This window comes from Nonomuraea sp. NPDC059023 (assembly GCF_042740095.1).
Taxonomy (GTDB): Bacteria; Actinomycetota; Actinomycetes; order Streptosporangiales; family Streptosporangiaceae; genus Nonomuraea.
The window spans coordinates 36,384-54,193 of the sequence record NZ_JBHYIO010000048.1 but is presented as its reverse complement, the minus strand read 5'-3'; the positions used below and the strand labels follow the sequence as shown (position 1 = coordinate 54,193).

Below are 17,810 nucleotides of genomic sequence, written 5' to 3'. Positions count from 1 at the left end.
GACCCCAGGCCTGACGATGACCGAATCCGGTGCGTATTGGGTCGTGCACAGTCGCTACCCTATGAATTCATGTGGTGACGGTCAGATCCAGCGTTTGTCGAAGAGCATGCGTGCCTTCCACTCCGCGTAGGGGATCAGATCAGCGGTCAGGATGGGGTGCAACCACCAGAAATTCACCAGCGCCAGCAAGGCGAACGCGCCGACCGCGGCGGCCCCGACGGTACGCCGCATCGGCAGCGGACTGCCCGGAGGCGCCGCGGGGCCGATCAGCAAACCGGCACAGAGCGTGATGGCCAGCACCATGAAGGGAATCATAGGGATCGCGTAGAACAGGAACATCGTCCGGTTGTCCGCGATCGCGTAGTAGAACCACGGCAGCCAGCCCACCGCGTACGCCAGCAGCACCGCCCCCGCCCGCCAGTCCCGCGAGGCGACATACCAGGCGATCAACGCCACCAGCGCGGCCAGCGCCCCGAACCAGATCACCGGCGTGCCCACGCCGAGCACCGCCTCCGAGCAGTCCTTGACGCCGCAGCCGGTCTGCTTGCCCTCGTAGTAGAAGGCGACCGGGCGCAGCAGCAGCGGCCACTGCCACGGCTCCGACTGGTAGGGATGCGTGGACTCCAGGCCGGTGTGGAAGCCGAGCACCTGCACCTGGTAGGCGAACCACGACTTGACCGAGTCGATGACGAAGAAGACCGGCCCCGACGAGGTCGCCTGCGCCCAGTTACGGCCGTAGCCGTCGGCGCTGGCGAACCAGCCCGCCCAGGTGGCGACGTACGTGAGCGCGGGCACCAGCGCCACCGCGCCCAGCCAGGTCGGCGCGTCCTTGCCGAAGGCCCCCGCGTACGGCTTGCGCAGCCCGACCGCCCGGCGCGCCCCCATGTCCCAGATCAGCGACATGATCCCGAACGCGATCAGGAAGAAGATGCCCGACCACTTGACCGCGCACGCGGCGCCCAGGCACACCCCGGCGGCGATCCGCCACGGCCGCCAGCCCAGCCACGGGCCCTCCGGCGTCATCGGCGAGGTCTCGTACCAGTCGACCAGCCGCCCGCGCATCCTGTCCCGGTCGACCACCAGGCAGGCGAACCCGGCCAGCACCCAGAACATGAGGAAGATGTCCAGCAGCGCGGTGCGCGAGAGCACGAAGTGCAGGCCGTCGAGTGCCAGCAGCAGTCCGGCGAAGCAGCCGAGCAGCGTCGAGCGCGTCATCCGGCGCGCCAGCCGGGCGATGACCAGGATCGACAGGGTGCCGACGATGGCGGCGGCGACGCGCCAGCCGTACGGGTTCATGCCGAACAGCCACTCGCCGAAGCCGATCATCCATTTGCCGAGCGGCGGGTGCACGACGTAGGAGGCGCATTTGTCGAGTGCGTCCTGGGTGCATTTCTGCCAGATGTCGGTGTTGCCGGCGAGCAGCGCCTTGTCGGCGTCCTTGATCGCGACCTTCTCGACGCCCCAGGTGATCAGCGAGAAGGAGTCCTTGGCGTAATAGGTCTCGTCGAAGACGACGGCCTTCGGATGGCCGAGGTTGATGAAACGCAGCACCCCGCCGAACACCGCGATCAGAAGCGGGCCCACCCAGCCCCAGAGCACGCTGCCGCCCATCGGCGGGACCAGCCGGTCACGCACCGATCGTGGCTGCGGCTTGTTCGGATCGTCCACGGCCTGGTACTGGAAATCGGTCACGGCCATTCGGACATCGTACGGGCCCCAAGCCGTGGAATAGATAAGAAACACGGTGCAATTGGGGTGCCCTGCGACAATGGCCGGGTGACACAAGACGGCAAGTTGGTGCTGGCAGGAGCCCCGATCGGGCAAGCGGGAGATGTCTCCCCCCGGCTGAGACAGGCGCTCGAAAGCGCGGACGTGATCGCGGCCGAGGACACCAGAAGGCTGCGCAGGCTGGCGCATGACATCGGCGCGGAGATCACCGGCCGCGTGGTGTCGTACTACGACGCCAACGAGGCCGGGCGCGCCCAGGAGCTCGTCGAGACGCTCAAGGAGGGCCGCACCGTCGTCGTGATCACCGACGCCGGGATGCCGGGCGTGTCCGACCCCGGCTACCGCCTCACGCTCCTGGCCGTCGAGGCGGGCGTCGCGGTCACCGCGCTGCCCGGCCCGTCCGCGGTCACGACCGCGCTGGCGATCTCCGGGCTGCCCAGCGACCGCTTCTGCTTCGAGGGCTTCCCGCCGCGCAAGGGCGGCGAGCGGGCGCGCCGCCTGGGCGCGCTGGCCGCGGAGGAGCGCACGATGGTCTTCTTCGAGGCGCCGCACCGCCTGGCCGGCTCGCTGGCCGCGATGGCCGCCGCCTTCGGCGCCGACCGTCCCGCCGCGGTCTGCCGCGAGCTCACCAAGACCTATGAGGAGGTACGGCGCGGCGGCCTGGCCGAGCTGGCGGCCTGGGCAGAGGCCGGCGTCAAGGGCGAGATCACGGTCGTCGTGGCAGGTCACACGGCCGGGGCGGGCGAACAGGACATCGAGGCGCTCGTCGCCGAGGTCGACCGCAGGGCCGAGGCGGGAACCCAGCGTAAGCAGGCCGTCGCGGACGTCGCCAAGGAGGCCGGGATTCCCAAACGAGAGCTGTACGACGCGGTTCACAGGAGATCCCCAACGCCATAGGGTGCGCATCGTGAAGAACTGGGGGGTTTCCGCACAGCGGCTGGTTCCGCCGATGCAGGAAGGCGCGCTGTGGGGGTGGCTCGGCCCCGCCCTCGTCGCCGCCTTCGGCGCGATCCTGCGGTTCTTCCGGCTGGGCGAGCCGCACTCCGTGGTCTTCGACGAGACCTACTACGTCAAGGACGCCTACTCGCTCCTCAAGTACGGCGTCGAGCGGACCTTCCTCGGCGATACCAAGAACCCCATCGCCGACCAGCGCCTGATCACCGGCAACCTGGACATCTTCAAGCAGTGCGCCGAATCGGCGGAGTGCGCCAGCTACGTCGCCCACCCGCCGCTCGGCAAGTGGATGATCGCCGCCGGCGAGTGGCTGTTCGGCATGACGCCGTTCGGCTGGCGCTTCGTGGCCGCCGTCGCCGGCACGCTGTCCATCCTGATCCTGGCCCGCGTCACCCGCCGGATGACCCGCTCGACGCTGCTGGGCTGCCTGGCCGGGCTCCTGCTGGCGCTGGACGGGCTGCACCTGGTGCTCTCGCGCACCGCGCTGCTGGACATCTTCCTCATGTTCTGGGTGCTGGCCGGGTTCGCCTGCCTGGTGACCGACCGGGACCACGCGCGGCGGCGGCTGGCCGACTGGTACGAGCGCTCGCGGCTGTCGGACCAAGGGCCGCGGCTCGGGTGGCGGCCGTGGCGGATCGCCGCCGGGGTGTGCCTGGGCGCCGCGTGCGCGGTCAAGTGGTCGGGCATCTTCTTCCTGATCGCGTTCGGGATCATGTCGCTGATCTGGGACATGGGGGCCAGGCGGGCGGTGGGGCTGCGGCAGCCGTACAGGGGGGCCTTCTCGCTCGATCTCCCGCCCGCGATGGGCGCGCTCGCCGCGGTGCCGGCGGCGGTCTTCACGCTCTCGTGGACGGGCTGGTTCGTCTCCGCGCACGGGTGGGGGCGCAACTGGGAACAGGCGACCTCGTCGGGGCCCGTCTTCTTCGTGCTGGACTCGGTGCGGTCGTGGGTGAAGTACCAGCTACAGGTGCTCGGCTATCACACCGGGCTGGTCGAGGGGCATGCCTACCAGTCGAAGCCGTGGGAGTGGCTGGTGCTCAAACGGCCCGTCTCCTTCCACTACGAGGGCGATCTGCCGCCGGCGGGGTGCGGGGCCGACAAGTGCTCGCAGGCCGTGCTCGGGGTCGGCACGCCCGCGCTCTGGTACGCGGCGCTGTTCGCGCTCGTCGCGCTCGTCGTCTGGTACGTGGCCACGCGCGACTGGCGGGCGGGGGCGGTGCTGCTGGCGTACGCGGCCGGGTGGCTGCCCTGGGTGTACTACTGGCTGGCAGACAAGCGCACCATGTACCTGTTCTACATGGTGCCGCTGGTGCCGTTCATGGCCATGGCGCTCGCGCTGGTCGGCGGGCTCGTGCTCGGCAAGCAGAACGCGCCGCCCATGCGGCGGGCCGGGGGCGGCGCCGCCGTCGGGGCGTTCACGCTGGTCGTGCTGATCAACTTCTGGTGGCTGTATCCGGTCCTGTCGTCGGAGACGATCACGCACGCTCAGTGGTGGGCTCGGATGCTGATGCGCTCGTGGGTGTGACCTTCCTCTTGATGCCGTGCCGCAGCGTGATCGCCGCCGCGACGCACGCGAGGGGTACGGCCGGCAGCACGTACCGGTAGTCGAACTCGGCCGTGGCGGCCGGGGCCAGGAGCAGTCCGAACGCCGCCAGCCACGGCAGCGCCACCGGGCCGCCCCAGGTGCGCCAGCGGACGGCCACGCCGTACAGGCCGATCAGGAGGATGCCGCCGAGCATGATGCCGCGCAGGTAGAACACCTTCTGGTAGCCGCTCATGATGTCGGCCCAGGGGCTGACGATGCGGGTCTCCGGCGGGCCCTGCTCGTAGGCGTAGGCGTCGGTGTCGGTACGGCCCTGCGCGTGGGAGGGCCAGGTGGGCAGGCGTTTCGGCTTGCCGTTGACGAGCTCGTAGTAGGGCCGGAACTCGTACATGTTGTAGGTGGAGGCGTCAGGGAAGCGCGGGCGGCCCCAGTGGAAGGAGCGCAGGAAGTCGCGGCCCACGACCTGGAGGTAGTCGCCGGGCTGGGACAGGATCGCGCGCATGGCGAACTTGCTGGCCGCGTCGTTCTTGACCGACTCGAACGTCTTGCCGCCCAGGCGGTGCAGCGGCTGGCCGTACTCGGAGCGCCACAGGTACCACTGCGCGTACTCGGGACGCTGGCTCACCGGCTCCTCGATGCACAGCAGCGCGATGTCGAGTTCCTTGCGCGGATCGATGTTCATCTTCGAGCAGTCGGCGAAGATGGCGGTGCGCATGTAGAGGATGAGCCCGTCGCTGTTGGTCATCGCGAATTTACCGAAACTTGTGGAGAACCACGCCATGTAGCAAAGCACCGGAACCGCGCACGCAGTGATCATCGCGACAATCGGCCGCCAGCCCACCCGCTTCACCAGCAGGTACGCCACGACCAGCGCCAGGATCGGCAACCCGATCGAACGCGTCAGCCAGGTCAGCGCCAGCAGCACCCCCACCAGCGCGCCGATCTTCCACGACATCCGCCGGTTCCACAGCACCAGCGTGATCACGCCCACGACCAGCAGCGTGAACATGGCGTCCGACATGATCAGCTGCTCGAGCTGGATCTGGTACGCGTCGAACAGCACCGGCGCCGCCGCCAGCGTCGCGCCCCACGTCGGCAGGCCGAACTTGCGCCGGAGCAGCGCGTAGATCAACGCGGCCGTGGCCAGGCCCATGACGTGCTGCGTGAAGGTGACCAGGGCGAAGCTGTGGAACGGCTTCAGCGCCAGCAGCCAGAATCCGTAGCCGTCCGGCCTGATCGGGTGCGGCCTCGGGTGCAGGGCGACCGAGACGTACTCGTAGGAGTCGTTGAACCACATCGCCGGGCCGTACCCGAGCATGGTGATGAGCCGCAGCAACCCGCCCACGGCGAGCGCGACGGCGAACACCCGATGACGGCGCAGGAACGAGCGCAGACGCGCGGTTCGGCCACGGGCGGAGTCGTCCACTGTGGTTATCTCCGCGACGCTCACCATGGCAACAAGAATGCCAGGCGTTTTTCGGACTTGACCCGAGCATGGGTGGGCAGACGGCATGATGGTGTGCTGGATGTGCCGTGACTGGAAGGGCTACGACGTGGAACTGACGGTGGTCATGCCTTGCCTCAACGAGGCGGAGACCGTGGAAGTCTGTGTCCGCAAGGCGCTTGCGTGCATGGAGGAGCACGGGATCGAGGGCGAGGTGCTCATCGCCGACAACGGCAGCACCGACGGTTCCCAGCAACTGGCCAGGGACGCCGGCGCCCGTGTGGTCCACGTTGACGCGAAGGGCTACGGCAACGCGTTGATGGGCGGCATCAGGGCCGCGCGTGGCAAGTACGTCATCATGGGCGACGCCGACGACTCCTATGACTTCACCGGCCTGCTGCCCTTCGTCGAGCAACTGCGCGAGGGCGCCGACCTCGTCATGGGCAACCGGTTCAAGGGTGGCATCGCCCCCGGCGCCATGCCCCCGCTCCACCGCTACCTCGGCAACCCCGTCCTGTCGTTCGTCGGCAGGCTGTTCTTCCCGAGCGCCATCGGCGACTTCCACTGCGGCCTGCGCGGGTTCCGCCGCGATTCGATCCTGCGCCTCGGGCTGCAGACCGGCGGCATGGAGTTCGCCAGCGAGATGGTCGTCAAGTCCACGCTCCAGGGGCTCGACGTCCGCGAGGTCCCGACCACGCTCTCGCCCGACGGCCGCTCCCGCCCGCCGCACCTGCGCTCCTGGCGCGACGGCTGGCGCCACCTGCGCTTCCTGCTTCTCTACAGCCCGAAGTGGCTGTTCTTCATCCCCGGGCTCGCGCTCATGCTCGTCGGCCTGATCGCCGGCACCGCGCTGACCTTCGGCCCGGTCCGGATCGGCGAGCTCGCCTTCGACGTCGACACCCTCGTCGGGGCGTCGGCCATGGTGGTGATCGGCTTCCAGGCGGCGTTGTTCGCGCTGTTCACGAAGGTGTACGCGGCGGAGGAGGGCTTCCTGCCCGAATCGCCACGGGTCCGCAAGCTGATCAGCATCGTGACCCTGGAGAAGGGCCTCGTGGTCGGTGGCCTGCTGGCCCTGGCCGGTCTGATCGGGCTGGTCATGTCGCTGGTGCACTGGCAGGTGCGCAGCTTCGGCGAACTGGACCCGCGCGAGTCCCTGCGCCTCGTGGTGCCGGCGGCGACGGCGTTCATCATGAGCTTCCAGACCATCTTCGCCTCGCTGTTCATCAGCATCCTGGGCATCCGGCGCAGCCGCGAGACCCCGGTCGACTACGCGGCCAAGGCCGCCGAGGAGGCCGCGGAGGCGGTCACCCGCGAGGACTCCACCACCCACTGACCGCCTGCCTGATGCACGGCTGATACACGGCCGAGGCGGAGCGGACGTGCGCGTACGGCACCATGGAGGTGTCGACGTTAGGGGTGGAATGTCTGGTTTGCGGGGGGAAGATCCCGTCAGGGTGCTGCTCGTCGAGGACGACGAGGTGATCCGCAAGTCGGTCGCCATGGCGCTGGAGCGCTACGGCTACCGCGTGAGCACCGCCGAGGACGGCCTCACCGGACTGGAGATGTCCCGGGACGGCGGCCACGACCTGCTGCTTCTTGACGTGATGCTGCCCGGCCTCGACGGCATCGGCCTGTGCAGGAAGGTCAGGGAGACCAGCCTCGCCCCGATCCTGATGATGTCGGCCCGCGGCGACTCGCTCGACGTGGTCTCCGGGCTGGAGGCGGGCGCCGACGACTACGTGGTCAAGCCGGTCGACACCGCCGTGCTCGTGGCGAGGATCCGGTCGCTGCTGCGGCGGGCCGCTCCGGCCCCGGAGTCCGCAGAGGCCGGGGCGCTCGTCTTCGGCGATCTGGCCATCGACCGCGACGGCCTGGAGGTGACCAGGGCCGGGGAGCCGGTCGCGCTGGCTCCCACCGAGTTGCGGCTGCTGCTGGAGTTCGCGGCCAACCCCGGGATCGTCCTGGACCGCCAGACGCTGCTGTCCAACGTCTGGGACTACGGCTGGAACGGCGACAGCCGCGTCGTCGACCTGTGCGTTCAGCGCCTGCGCAAGAAGATCGGCGCCGACCGGATCGAGACCGTGCGCGGCTTCGGCTACAAGCTGCGCCGGTGAGGTCGCTTCGCTGGCGGATCGCCGCTCTGGTGGCGCTGGCCTGCTGTGCGGTGGCCGTGGTCATCGGCGTGCTGGTCCACGGGGCCACGCTCGAACGTTCCCTGCAGGTGGGCAGGGAACGTGCGTACAACGCGCTGACCGAGGTGCGGCGGGAGGGGACGGGACAGGACAAGCCGACCGAGGAGATCCCGCCGCCGCTCCTGTCCCAGATGCTCGTGTCGGACGAACCGGTCTACTGGTTCGACGACCGTAAATCGGAGAGCCCCTGGATGTGGGGCGGGCAGCGGGTGGGCGACCAGATGCTGACCGTGCAGGTGGACATGGGCGTGCACATGCGGGCCCTGGTGGCCTTCGACCGGGACGTCGCCCAGGCCGCGCTCGCCGCGCTCGCCGTGATCGTCCCGCTGTCGTTGCTGCTGGCCGAGCTGCCCAACCGGCGGCTGCGGCGGGTGGCGGGGACCGCGCGGCGCATCGCGGAGGGCGACCTGGACGCCCGCATCGCCGGCCCCGTCCGCCGGGGCGACGAGATCGCCGAGATCTCCACGGCCGTCGACTCGATGGCCGACAGCCTCCAGAAGCGCCTGCAGAACGAACAGCGCTTCACCGCCGACGTCGCCCACGAACTGCGTACCCCGCTCATGGGCCTGGTCACCTCCGCCGAGCTGCTGCCGGAAGGGGAGGCGACCGACCTGGTCCGCGACCGGGTGCGCGTGCTGCGCGCCCTCGTCGAGGACCTGCTGGAGATCTCCCGCCTGGACGCGGGCGCCGAGCACGCCGACCTCAGGCCCGTAGCGCTCGCCGACGTCGTCGCGGCCTCCCTGGAGCGGACCGCCCTCCCGGTACGGCCGGCCGTCACCGCCCCGGGCACCGCCGAGACCGACCCCCGCCGCCTCGATCGCATCCTGGCCAACCTGGTCATCAACGCCCATCGCCACGGCGGCGCCCCCGTCGAGGTGACGGTGGACGGCACGACGATCGTGGTCCGCGACCACGGACCGGGTTTCCCCGCCGATCTGCTGGCCGACGGCCCGCAGCGCTTCCGTACCGGTGCCGCCGAGCGCGGCCGTGGGCACGGCCTGGGCCTGACGATCGCGACGGGCCAGGCCCGGGTCATCGGCGCCGTCCTCATCCTGGCCAACGCCCCGGACGGCGGCGCCGTCGCCACCCTTCGCCTGCCGCCGCCCCCGGCAGGGTGACTTCACACCGCGACGGGGACGGGGGCGGCGCGGCGGTGCAGCGCGTGGCCCAGCGCGCCCAGTCCCAGCGCGCCCGCGGCCATGGCGGCGCCCACCCAGCCCACGGACGAGTAGCCGAACCCGGCGCTGATGCCCAGTCCCGCCAGCCAGGGCGCGAGGGTGTTGCCGACGTTGAACGCCGAGACGTTCGTGGACCCGGCCAGCGTCGCGGCGGAGCCGGCCAGGGCGTACACGCGGACGCTGACCGCCGGGTTGGTGGCCATGCCGGCGACGCCCATCAGGAAGACCGTGACGACCATGGCCACCGGGGATGCGGCCAGGAGCGCGACGCCGGCCGAGGTGACGAGCACTCCGGCCATGCCGATGTAGAAGGTGGTGAACGGCCGGGCGTCCGCCGTACGGCCGCCGATGGTGATGCCGATGAGGCTGCCGAGCCCGAACAGGGCGAGGACCAGCGAGACCCATCCTTCGGACAGGCCGGTCGTGTCGGTCAGGAGCGCGCCGAGGTAGCCGAAGCTGGCCATCATGGAGCTGAAGCTCAGCGAGACCGCGCCATAGGTGATCCACAGCCGCAGGTTGGCCATGGCCCGCAGCTCGTCGCGCAGGCGCGGTACGGCCGCCGCCGCGGCCCGCCCCGCGGGCACCAGGGCGAGGACGCCGGCGAAGGCCAGCGCGGTGAGCACGGCGACGGTCCAGAAGGCGGCGCGCCAGTCGGCGACCTGGCTGATGAGCGTGCCCGCGGGCACACCGAGGACGGTGGACAAAGTGATGCCGCCCACGACGACGGCCAGCGCCCTGGCCCTGGAGCCGACGGGCACCATGTCGGTCGCGGCGACGGCGGCCACGCCGAAGAACCCGGCGTAGACGAAGGCGCCGACGACGCGGGTGGCGAACAGCACCCCGTAGCCGGGCGCGAGCGCGCCCACCACGTGCATGGCGACGAAGACGGCGAGGAAGGCCAGCAACGTACGGCGGCGCGGCCACCGCAACGTGAGCGCGGCCAGGAGCGGCGCCCCGATGACCATCCCGATCGCGAACGCCGAGATCAGCAGCCCGGCGTCCGGGACGGAGACGCCCAGGTCGGCGGCCATCGCGGGCAACAGCCCGGCGAGCATGAACTCCGAGGTCCCCATGGCGAAGATCGCCAGTCCGAGGACATAGACGGCGAGGGGCATACGTCTCCTTGGTTTTAGATAGTTCAGTTCAAAATGAAGGCATGAAAACGTCAGAAGGCGGCGAGCGCCGTTTTGATGATCGCCTGTGCCGCCGCGGGTCCCGCGCCCCCGCGCAGCGAGACCTGGATCCCGCTGATGGAGGCGATGACGAAGTGCGCGAGCGCGGTGGCGTCCTTGTCCGCGGCGAGTTCTCCCGAGATCTTGCCCGCCTCGATCGCCGCCCGCAGGGCCTCAAGGCGCCGCTCGTAGTCGCGCTTGAGCATCGCGGCCACCTCGGCGTCGTGCGGGGCCAGTTCGATCATCGTGTTCACCACCAGGCAGCCCCGGGGGAGTCCGTCGCGGGGCTCGACGGCCTGGCGCATCAGGGTCCCGATCTTCTCGCGGACCGGCGCCGGGCCCTCCAGCGTCTCGAGGACGCCCGCGGTCCTGATGTCTATGTAGTGCCGCAGGGACTTCTTGAACAGGTGGTGCTTGCTGGTGAAGGTGTTGTAGATGCTGCTGCGGCCCAGGCCGGTGGCGGTGCAGAGGTCCTGGGTCGAGGTCGCCTCGTACCCGGAGCCCAGGAACGCGCGCATCGCCGCGTCCACCGCGCGCGCCTCGTCGAACTGCCTCGGTCGTGCCATGGAGGCGACGGTAGCACGTTTTGGACTGATCCATCTATTACTCCGGGTGGCGGGAACCCGTAGGCTTAGGGCATGTCCCAGCACATCTTGACCGCTGTCGCGTGGCCCTACGCCAACGGCCCCCGCCACATCGGGCACGTCTCCGGGTTCGGCGTGCCGTCCGACGTCTTCAGTCGCTACCAGCGCATGGCGGGCAACAAGGTGCTGATGGTCTCCGGCACCGACGAGCACGGCACCCCCATCCAGGTCCAGGCGGACAAGGAGGGCGTCACGGCGCGCGAGCTGGCCGACCGCTACAACCGGGTCATCGCCGAAGACCTCACCGGCCTGGGGCTGTCCTACGACCTGTTCACCCGGACCACGACGAACAACCACTACGCCGTCACGCAGGAGATCTTCAAGGGTCTCTACGACAACGGCTACATCTTCCCGAAGACCACGATGGGCGCCATCTCCCCGTCCACCGGGCGCACGCTGCCCGACCGCTACATCGAGGGCACCTGCCCCATCTGCGGCTACGACGGAGCACGCGGCGACCAGTGCGACAACTGCGGCAACCAGCTCGACCCGATCCAGCTCATCAACCCCAAGAGCCGCATCAACGGCGAGACCCCCGTCTTCGCCGAGACCGAGCACTTCATGCTCGACCTGCCCGCCTTCGCCGAGGTGCTCGGCACCTACCTGCAGTCCAAGCAGGGCGAGTGGCGGCCCAACGTGCTCAAGTTCGCCCTCAACCTGCTCGGCGACCTGCAGCCCAGGGCGATCAGCCGCGACCTCGACTGGGGCGTGCCGATCCCGCTCGACGGCTGGAGCGAGCAGGCCAACAAGCGGCTCTACGTCTGGTTCGACGCCGTCATCGGCTACCTCAGCGCGAGCATCGAGTGGGCCAGGCGCAGCGGCGACCCCGACGCCTGGCGGCAGTGGTGGCAGAACCCCGACGCCAAGAGCTACTACTTCATGGGCAAGGACAACATCGTCTTCCACGCCGAGATCTGGCCGGCGATGTTGCTCGGCTACAGCGGCATCGGCGCCAGGGGCGGCAAGGCGGGCTCGCTGGGCGCGCTGAACGTGCCGTCCGAGGTGGTCTCCAGCGAGTTCCTGACGATGGAGGGCCGCAAGTTCTCCTCCTCGCGGCAGGTCGTCATCTACGTACGCGACTTCCTGGCCCGCTACGACGCCGACGCGCTGCGCTACTACATCGCGGTGGCGGGGCCGGAGAACCAGGACACCGACTTCACCTGGCAGGAGTTCGTCAACCGCAACAACGGCGAGCTCGTCGCCGCCTGGGGCAACCTGGTCAACCGCTCGATCTCGATGGCGGCCAAGAACTTCGGCGTCATCCCCGAGGCCGGCGAGCTGACCGACGCCGACCGGGCGCTGCTGGAGCGTTCGCGGGCGGCGTTCGGGCCGGTGGGCGCCGAGCTGAACCGCTCGCGCTTCAAGAACGCCATCACCGAGGCGCTCGACGTGGTCCGCGACGCCAACAAGTACCTGGCCGAGCAGGAGCCGTGGAAGCTCAAGGACGACGCGGAGCGGCAGAAGTCGATCCTGTTCACCGCCCTGCAGGTCGTCGACGACGCCAAGACGATGCTGACGCCGTTCCTGCCGTCGTCGTCCAACAAGGTCCACGCCATGCTCGGCGGCGAGGGCGTCTGGTCGGGCATGCCGGAGATCCGGGAGGTCGACGAGGACGGCGGCACGCCGTACCCGGTGATCACCGGCGACTACAAGGACGGCGCGCGGTGGGAGCACCGGCCGATCAAGCCGGGCACCCCGCTCGCGCCTCCGGTGCCGTTGTTCAAGAAGCTCGATCCGAAGGTCGTGGACGAAGAGCTCGCGCGCCTGGATACTCCGGCAGAGTGATGGCCTCGGCGGTCTTCCTGACCGACTTGGCCATGAGGCCCTTCCACGGCATGTAGGGCAGGAGCTTGTAGTTCTGGTTGATGAACCAGGCCATGAGCTTGTTGTCGGGGACCATGAACTTGCTGATCCCCACGGCCGACTTCTGCGCTCCGGCCACGTAGTCGCGCATGATCCGCTCGTAGGCGGGGAAGCCGTCGGCGTGGCCGTGGGTGGCGATCTCCCCGGCCAGCACGTACGCGCCGACCACCGACAGCCCGGTGCCCATTCCCGACAGCGGGGACGGGCACCAGGCCGCGTCACCGACGAGCGCGATCCGCCCGCGTGACCACCGGTCCATGTGGATCTGGCTGATCGAGTCGAAGTAGAACTCCTCCACCTCCCACATGTCCTTGAGCAGGCGCGGCACGATCCAGCCGACGTCCTTGAAGGCGTCGGCCAGCAGGCGCTTCTGCTCGTCGGTGTCGTGGCGGTCGTAGGTGAGCTCCGGCGAGCCGAAGAAGAACACCGCCTTGGCCTCGGTGTTGGCCCGCGAGCTGTAGGAGGACGCCACCTTGCCGGGCACGTTCAGGCCCTGGGCGCTGTAGTCGAGGTTGAGGTGGTTGGGCGTGGTGAAGACCGCGTTGTACAGCCCGAGGTAGGTGTGGAAGCGCGATTCCGGGCCGAAGGTCAGCGAGCGTACGTTGGAGTGCAGCCCGTCGGCGCCGATGACCAGGTCGAAGCGGCGGGTGGCGCCGCGCTGGAAGGTGACGGCCACGCCGTGGGCGTCCTCGTGGAGTTCGGCGATCGAGTCGCCGAAGATGTACTCCGTCTTCTCCCGGGTCCGCTCGTACAGGATGCGGCCCAGATCGCCGCGCAGGATCTCGACGTCGCCGGCGAAGATGTCGTCGGGCATCTTGGCCAGCTTCTTGCCCGCCTCGTTGACGTTCCACAGGGCGCCCATGTTGGTCTGCTCGCGCTCGATGTCGGCGAGAATTCCCATCTTGCGCAGGACGCTCAGGTGCGCCTTGCCGCGGAAGTCGACGGCGTGGCCGCCTTCACGCAGCGCGGGGGCGCGTTCGACGATCGTCGTGCTGAAGCCGTAGGCGTTGAGCCAGTGGGCCAGGGCGGGACCGGCGATGCTCGCGCCGGAGATCAGGATGTCCATGGCAGCGAGCGTGCCCGGGGGAGCTCACCGGCGCCTCACCGGCGGCTCACCGGTCATCGCGGCGATCACGCCCAGCGGTGAGGCGTGGATGGCCTCGGCGCTGACGCCCGCGAGCGTGAGCGCCGCCTTCCTGCTCAGCTCCGCGCCCGCCCGGTGCGCCGCCGCGAACTCCCGCTCGCCGAGCGCCGCACGGGCGCGCGCCTCCGCGGCCAGACGGTCCTCGTCACCGGGTACGGCACAGCCGCGCAGCGCCACCGCCGCCCCGAGCAGCCTCGCGGCCTCGGCCGGTTCGGCCAGCCCGGCCAGCGCCTCCACGGCCCGCGCGCTCTCCGGGACGGCCCCGGTGGCGACGGCCACCTCGACGGCCTGCCGGTAGGCCTCGGCGGCGGCGACCGGATCGCCTTCCGCCTCGGCCATCCGCCCGACGCCGACCAGCACCCGCGTGTGGTTGCCCGAGCTCTTGATCCATCCGGCGTCGGAGCGGGCCAGCGCCTGCTGGTACAGCTCGCGGGCCGCGGGCAGGTCGCCCGCGATCCTCGCCAGGTCGCCCAGGCCACGCAGGGCGGCGGCGAGGTAGGTGGGGATGCCCGAGCGCCTGGCCACCTCGGCCGCCAGCTCGTAGTCGGCCCGCGCGCCCGCCGGATCGTCGCGCTGGCGCAGGTCGCCCCGGTTGCACAGCAGGTCGGCGTGGTCCTCGTCGGCGCCCAGCAGCTCGGCCAGCTCCAGCGCCCGGCTGGTGTGGGCCAGCGCCGCCACCCGGTCGCCGGTGTTGGCGCCCAGCCAGCCCAGCGAGTCGAGTGCCAGCGCCGAGCCCCAGCGGTCGCCGAGCTCCTGGAAACCTTCCAGCGCGGCGATCAGGCCGGCGTGCGCGGCCTCGTACTCGCCGGCCGCCATGTCGGGGAAGGCCCAGATGATCCGGGACATCGCCCGCGCCCACGGATCTTCCCCGCTCTCGGCACGGCGCAGCACGCGCAGGACGAGCTCCGGATCGCCGCCGTTCGCCGTCATCAGCGGCCACAGGAACGTCAGCAGCGGATGGTGGTGCTCCCGGTCGATCAGGTCGGCGGCCCGCCGCAGGTAGCGCTCCTCGCCCGCGATCAGCGCGCAAAGGGCGTAGCCGTCGCCGAGCGCCGGGTCCGGTCGCGGGCCCGCCGCCGCCAGCAGCGCCGTGGCCTCGGCCATGGCGGTGGTGCGGATGCCGCGCATCCACAGATAGTGGGCCTGCGCGCCGATCAGCCGCATGCCCAGCTCGACCGATCCCGACTCGACGGCGAAGCGCAGCGCCTCACGCAGGTTGCCGTGCTCGGCGGCCAGCGCGTCCAGCCAGCGCAGTTGCTCGCCGCGGCGGAGGTGGGGGTCGGCCTCCAGGGCCAGGTCGAGGTAATAGGTCGCGTGCGCCTGCCGTACGGCGTGGGGGGTGTCGAGCTTTTCCGCGCAGAAGGCGCGGATCGTGGCGAGCATCCGGTAACGGCCGCCCGAGACCTCCACGAACGACTTGTCGGCCAGCGAGTCGAGCAGCGCTTCCGCGTCCGGCAGGCCGCTGACCCGCGCGGCGGCCGCGGCGCTCGCACCGCCGGCGAACACGGTCAGCCGCGCGGCCATCGCCCGTTCGTCGGCGCTCAGCAGCTCCCAGCTCCACGCGACGACCGCGCGCAGCGTGCGGTGCCTGGCCTCGGCGGTACGGCTGCCGCGCGACAACAGCGGGAACCGCTCGGACTCCAGGCGTTCGGCCAGCTCGGCGGCCTCGTGGGTACGCATGCGGGCGGCGGCCAGCTCGATCGCCAGCGGCAACCCGTCGAGCGCGAGGCAGATCGACTCCACGACCGCCTGCGCCGGGAAGTCCGGCCGCACCGCCCGCGCCCGGTCGGTGAACAGCTTGACCGCGTCGGCCGGCGGCAGCGGGCGCACCGGCCACAGGTGCTCGGCGGTCAGCCCCAGCGGCTCGCGGCTGGTCGCCAGGATGCGCAGGCCGGGGCAGGTGGTGAGCAGCCGCTCGGCGAGGGCGGCGACGTCGTCGATGATCTGCTCGCAGTTGTCGAGCACGAGCAGCAGCTCACGCCCGGACAGCGCCGCGACCAGGCGTACGGCCGGGTCGGCGGGTTCCTCGCGGTCTCCCGGTGGATGCAGGCCGCTGTCGCGGACGCCGAGCGCGGCCATCATGACCTGCGGCAACTGGCCGCCGTCGCGGATGGTGGCCAGCTCGACCACCTGCCGGTCCGGTTGCCCGCGCACCACCTCCGTGGCCAGCCTGGTCTTGCCGACCCCGCCGGGCCCGAGCAGCGTCACCAGCCTGGCCCGCGCCAGCAGCGCGCGTACCCGGGCCGCGTCCTGCTCGCGGCCGACGAAGCTGGTGAGCGGGAGCGCCTCCGGCGGGGCGGGCGGATCTTCCCCGCGCAACAGCTCCCGGTGGATCGCGGACAGCTCCGGAGAAGGGTCCGCGCCCAGCTCGTCGGCCAGGAGCCTGCGGGTGCGCTCGTAGACGACCAGGGCCTCGGCGGGCCGGCCGGCCGCGTGCAGGGCGCGCATGAGCTGCGCGCGCGGGCGCTCGCGCAGCGGGTGGCGCTCGACCAGCTCGCCGAGCGCGGCCAGGGCCGCGCGATGGTCGCCGCGCCGCAGGTCGGACTCGGCCAGGTCCTCCAGGGCGGCGAGGTGCCGCTCCTCCAGATGTACGGCCGGCGCCGGCGACGCCCACCACCCGAGCGCCTCCCGCAGCAGCTCGGCGGCCCGATCCGGGTCACCGGAGCCGAGCGCCTCGCGGCCCTGCTCGGCCAGGCGCAGGAAGCGGTGGACGTCGACGTCGTCCGGGTCCACGTTCAGCACATATCCGGCCGCCACGCGCTCCACGGCGATGCCGTCGCGGCGCAGCCTGGAGACCTGGGACTGCAGGGCGTGGTGCGCGTCCTTCGGGGGACGCTCGCCGTACACCTCGTCGATGAGGCGCTCGGTGCCGACCGCGCGGCCGGGACTGAGCAGGAGCGCGGCCAGCAGCGCGCGCCGGGCCGGGCCGCCGAGCGAGACCTCGCCCCCGTCCGCCCGCCAGGCGCGGACCGCCCCGAGCACGCCGAACCGCATGGCAGCCACTATAGGGTTGGGTGACGTGAGCAAGAGTCCCGCTGTTCCCGAGCCTCTGGGCGCCGAGGTCTTCGACAGCCACTGCCACCTCGACATCATGGTCGGCAACCGGCAGGCCTCGTCGGGCGACCCGGTGGCGCAGGCCGCGCAGGCGGCGGCGGCCTCGGTGGAGACGATCCTGGCCGAGGCGCGCTCGGTGGGGGTCACGAGCCTGGTGACGATCGGCTACGACCTGACCTCCTCGCAGTGGAACGCGCAGGTCGCCGCCGAGCACCACGGCATCTACGCGGGCGTGGCGATCCATCCCAACGAGGCCCACGCGTCCACGCCCGAGGTGCTGGCCGAGATCGAACGGCTCGCGCGGCGCGCGGAGGTGCGGGCCGTGGGCGAGACCGGGCTCGACTACTACCGCGACTGGGCCTCGAAGGACGACCAGCACGAGAGCTTCCGCGCGCACATCGAGATCGCCAAGCGCACCGGCAAGGCGCTGGTGATCCACGACCGCGACGCGCACGACGACGTGCTGAAGGTGCTGGCCGCTGAGGGTGCGCCGGACGTCGTCGTCTTCCACAGCTTCTCCGGCGACGCCGAGATGGCCGCGAAGTGCGTCGAAGCCGGATATTTCATGTCGTTCTCCGGCCCGGTCACCTACAAGAACGCCGGCTACCTGCGCGAGGCGGCCGCCGTCGCGCCCGCCGAGCTGATGCTGGTCGAGACCGACGCCCCCTACCTCCCGCCGATGCCCCACCGGGGCAAGCCCAACGCCCCCTACCTGATCCCGCTCACCCTGCGCTGCCTCGCAGAGGTCAAGGGGGTCCAGCCGGAGGTGCTGTGCGAGGCGATCACCGCCAACGGGGCCACCGTCTTCGGCATCTTTTCGTGAACCGGTAGAGGCGGGCGCGGGCCCCCCCCGCGCGGCGGGGGGCCCCGAGGCGGCCCGGGGGGCCCCAGGGG

General features: G+C 70.9%; 13 protein-coding genes. 7 read left to right on the top strand and 6 right to left on the bottom strand.

Annotated features, from left to right (window positions below; all coding sequences use genetic code 11):
- Positions 1 to 81: 81 nt before the first annotated feature.
- Positions 82 to 1,698: a dolichyl-phosphate-mannose--protein mannosyltransferase gene (locus ACFWYW_RS50490; RefSeq protein ID WP_379622294.1), complete on the bottom strand. Its 1,617-nt coding sequence runs from the start codon at positions 1,696 to 1,698 to the stop codon at positions 82 to 84.
- Positions 1,699 to 1,776: 78 nt separating this feature from the next.
- Between ACFWYW_RS50490 and rsmI the strand changes: the two genes are divergently transcribed.
- The gene (gene rsmI / locus ACFWYW_RS50485; protein WP_379622296.1) at positions 1,777 to 2,625 is read left to right on the top strand and encodes a 16S rRNA (cytidine(1402)-2'-O)-methyltransferase; all 849 of its coding nucleotides are present in this window, start codon (positions 1,777 to 1,779) and stop codon (positions 2,623 to 2,625) included.
- Between the two features lie 10 nt (positions 2,626 to 2,635).
- Positions 2,636 to 4,207 carry a dolichyl-phosphate-mannose--protein mannosyltransferase gene (locus tag ACFWYW_RS50480; protein WP_379622298.1) on the top strand — a complete coding sequence of 524 codons (1,572 nt, stop codon included), beginning with the start codon at positions 2,636 to 2,638 and terminating at the stop codon, positions 4,205 to 4,207.
- On the opposite strand, the gene ACFWYW_RS50475 is transcribed toward ACFWYW_RS50480, so the two are convergent.
- Entirely contained in the window at positions 4,158 to 5,678 is a 1,521-nt protein-coding gene (locus ACFWYW_RS50475; protein ID WP_379622300.1) for a hypothetical protein, read from the bottom strand. The two genes, ACFWYW_RS50480 and ACFWYW_RS50475, sit on opposite strands and share 50 nt — an antisense overlap.
- Before the next feature lie 100 nt (positions 5,679 to 5,778).
- Here ACFWYW_RS50475 and ACFWYW_RS50470 point away from each other — a divergent pair, with 100 nt between their 5' ends.
- From ACFWYW_RS50470 to ACFWYW_RS50460, 3 genes are all read left to right on the top strand, one after another.
- On the top strand, positions 5,779 to 7,002 hold the full coding sequence (locus ACFWYW_RS50470) for a glycosyltransferase family 2 protein (RefSeq protein WP_379622378.1): 1,224 nt from the start codon (positions 5,779 to 5,781) through the stop codon (positions 7,000 to 7,002).
- Between the two features lie 88 nt (positions 7,003 to 7,090).
- Entirely contained in the window at positions 7,091 to 7,783 is a 693-nt protein-coding gene (cseB, locus tag ACFWYW_RS50465; protein ID WP_379622302.1) for a two-component system response regulator CseB, read from the top strand.
- Positions 7,780 to 8,979 carry an ATP-binding protein gene (locus ACFWYW_RS50460; RefSeq protein WP_379622304.1) on the top strand — a complete coding sequence of 400 codons (1,200 nt, stop codon included), beginning with the start codon at positions 7,780 to 7,782 and terminating at the stop codon, positions 8,977 to 8,979. The genes cseB and ACFWYW_RS50460 overlap by 4 nt, the downstream gene beginning before the upstream one ends.
- A 2-nt stretch (positions 8,980 to 8,981) precedes the next feature.
- Here the strand turns inward: ACFWYW_RS50460 and ACFWYW_RS50455 are convergent, their stop codons facing one another.
- Positions 8,982 to 10,154, bottom strand: coding sequence for a Cmx/CmrA family chloramphenicol efflux MFS transporter (locus tag ACFWYW_RS50455; protein ID WP_379622306.1), 1,173 nt, complete (start codon positions 10,152 to 10,154; stop codon positions 8,982 to 8,984).
- A gap of 50 nt (positions 10,155 to 10,204) precedes the next feature.
- On the bottom strand, positions 10,205 to 10,777 hold the full coding sequence (locus tag ACFWYW_RS50450; RefSeq protein ID WP_379622308.1) for a TetR/AcrR family transcriptional regulator: 573 nt from the start codon (positions 10,775 to 10,777) through the stop codon (positions 10,205 to 10,207).
- 72 nt (positions 10,778 to 10,849) lie between these two features.
- Here ACFWYW_RS50450 and metG point away from each other — a divergent pair, with 72 nt between their 5' ends.
- The gene (gene metG / locus ACFWYW_RS50445) at positions 10,850 to 12,640 is read left to right on the top strand and encodes a methionine--tRNA ligase (RefSeq protein WP_379622310.1); all 1,791 of its coding nucleotides are present in this window, start codon (positions 10,850 to 10,852) and stop codon (positions 12,638 to 12,640) included.
- On the opposite strand, the gene ACFWYW_RS50440 is transcribed toward metG, so the two are convergent.
- Together ACFWYW_RS50440 and ACFWYW_RS50435 are read right to left on the bottom strand one after the other, a co-directional pair.
- Positions 12,576 to 13,784 carry an FAD-dependent monooxygenase gene (locus tag ACFWYW_RS50440; protein ID WP_379622312.1) on the bottom strand — a complete coding sequence of 403 codons (1,209 nt, stop codon included), beginning with the start codon at positions 13,782 to 13,784 and terminating at the stop codon, positions 12,576 to 12,578. The two genes, metG and ACFWYW_RS50440, sit on opposite strands and share 65 nt — an antisense overlap.
- Positions 13,785 to 13,808: 24 nt before the next feature.
- Positions 13,809 to 16,856 carry an ATP-binding protein gene (locus tag ACFWYW_RS50435; protein WP_379622314.1) on the bottom strand — a complete coding sequence of 1,016 codons (3,048 nt, stop codon included), beginning with the start codon at positions 16,854 to 16,856 and terminating at the stop codon, positions 13,809 to 13,811.
- Here ACFWYW_RS50435 and ACFWYW_RS50430 point away from each other — a divergent pair.
- A complete protein-coding gene (locus ACFWYW_RS50430; RefSeq protein WP_379622316.1) occupies positions 16,855 to 17,739 on the top strand; it encodes a TatD family hydrolase in 885 nt (294 codons plus the stop codon). The two genes, ACFWYW_RS50435 and ACFWYW_RS50430, sit on opposite strands and share 2 nt — an antisense overlap.
- Positions 17,740 to 17,810: the final 71 nt, after the last annotated feature.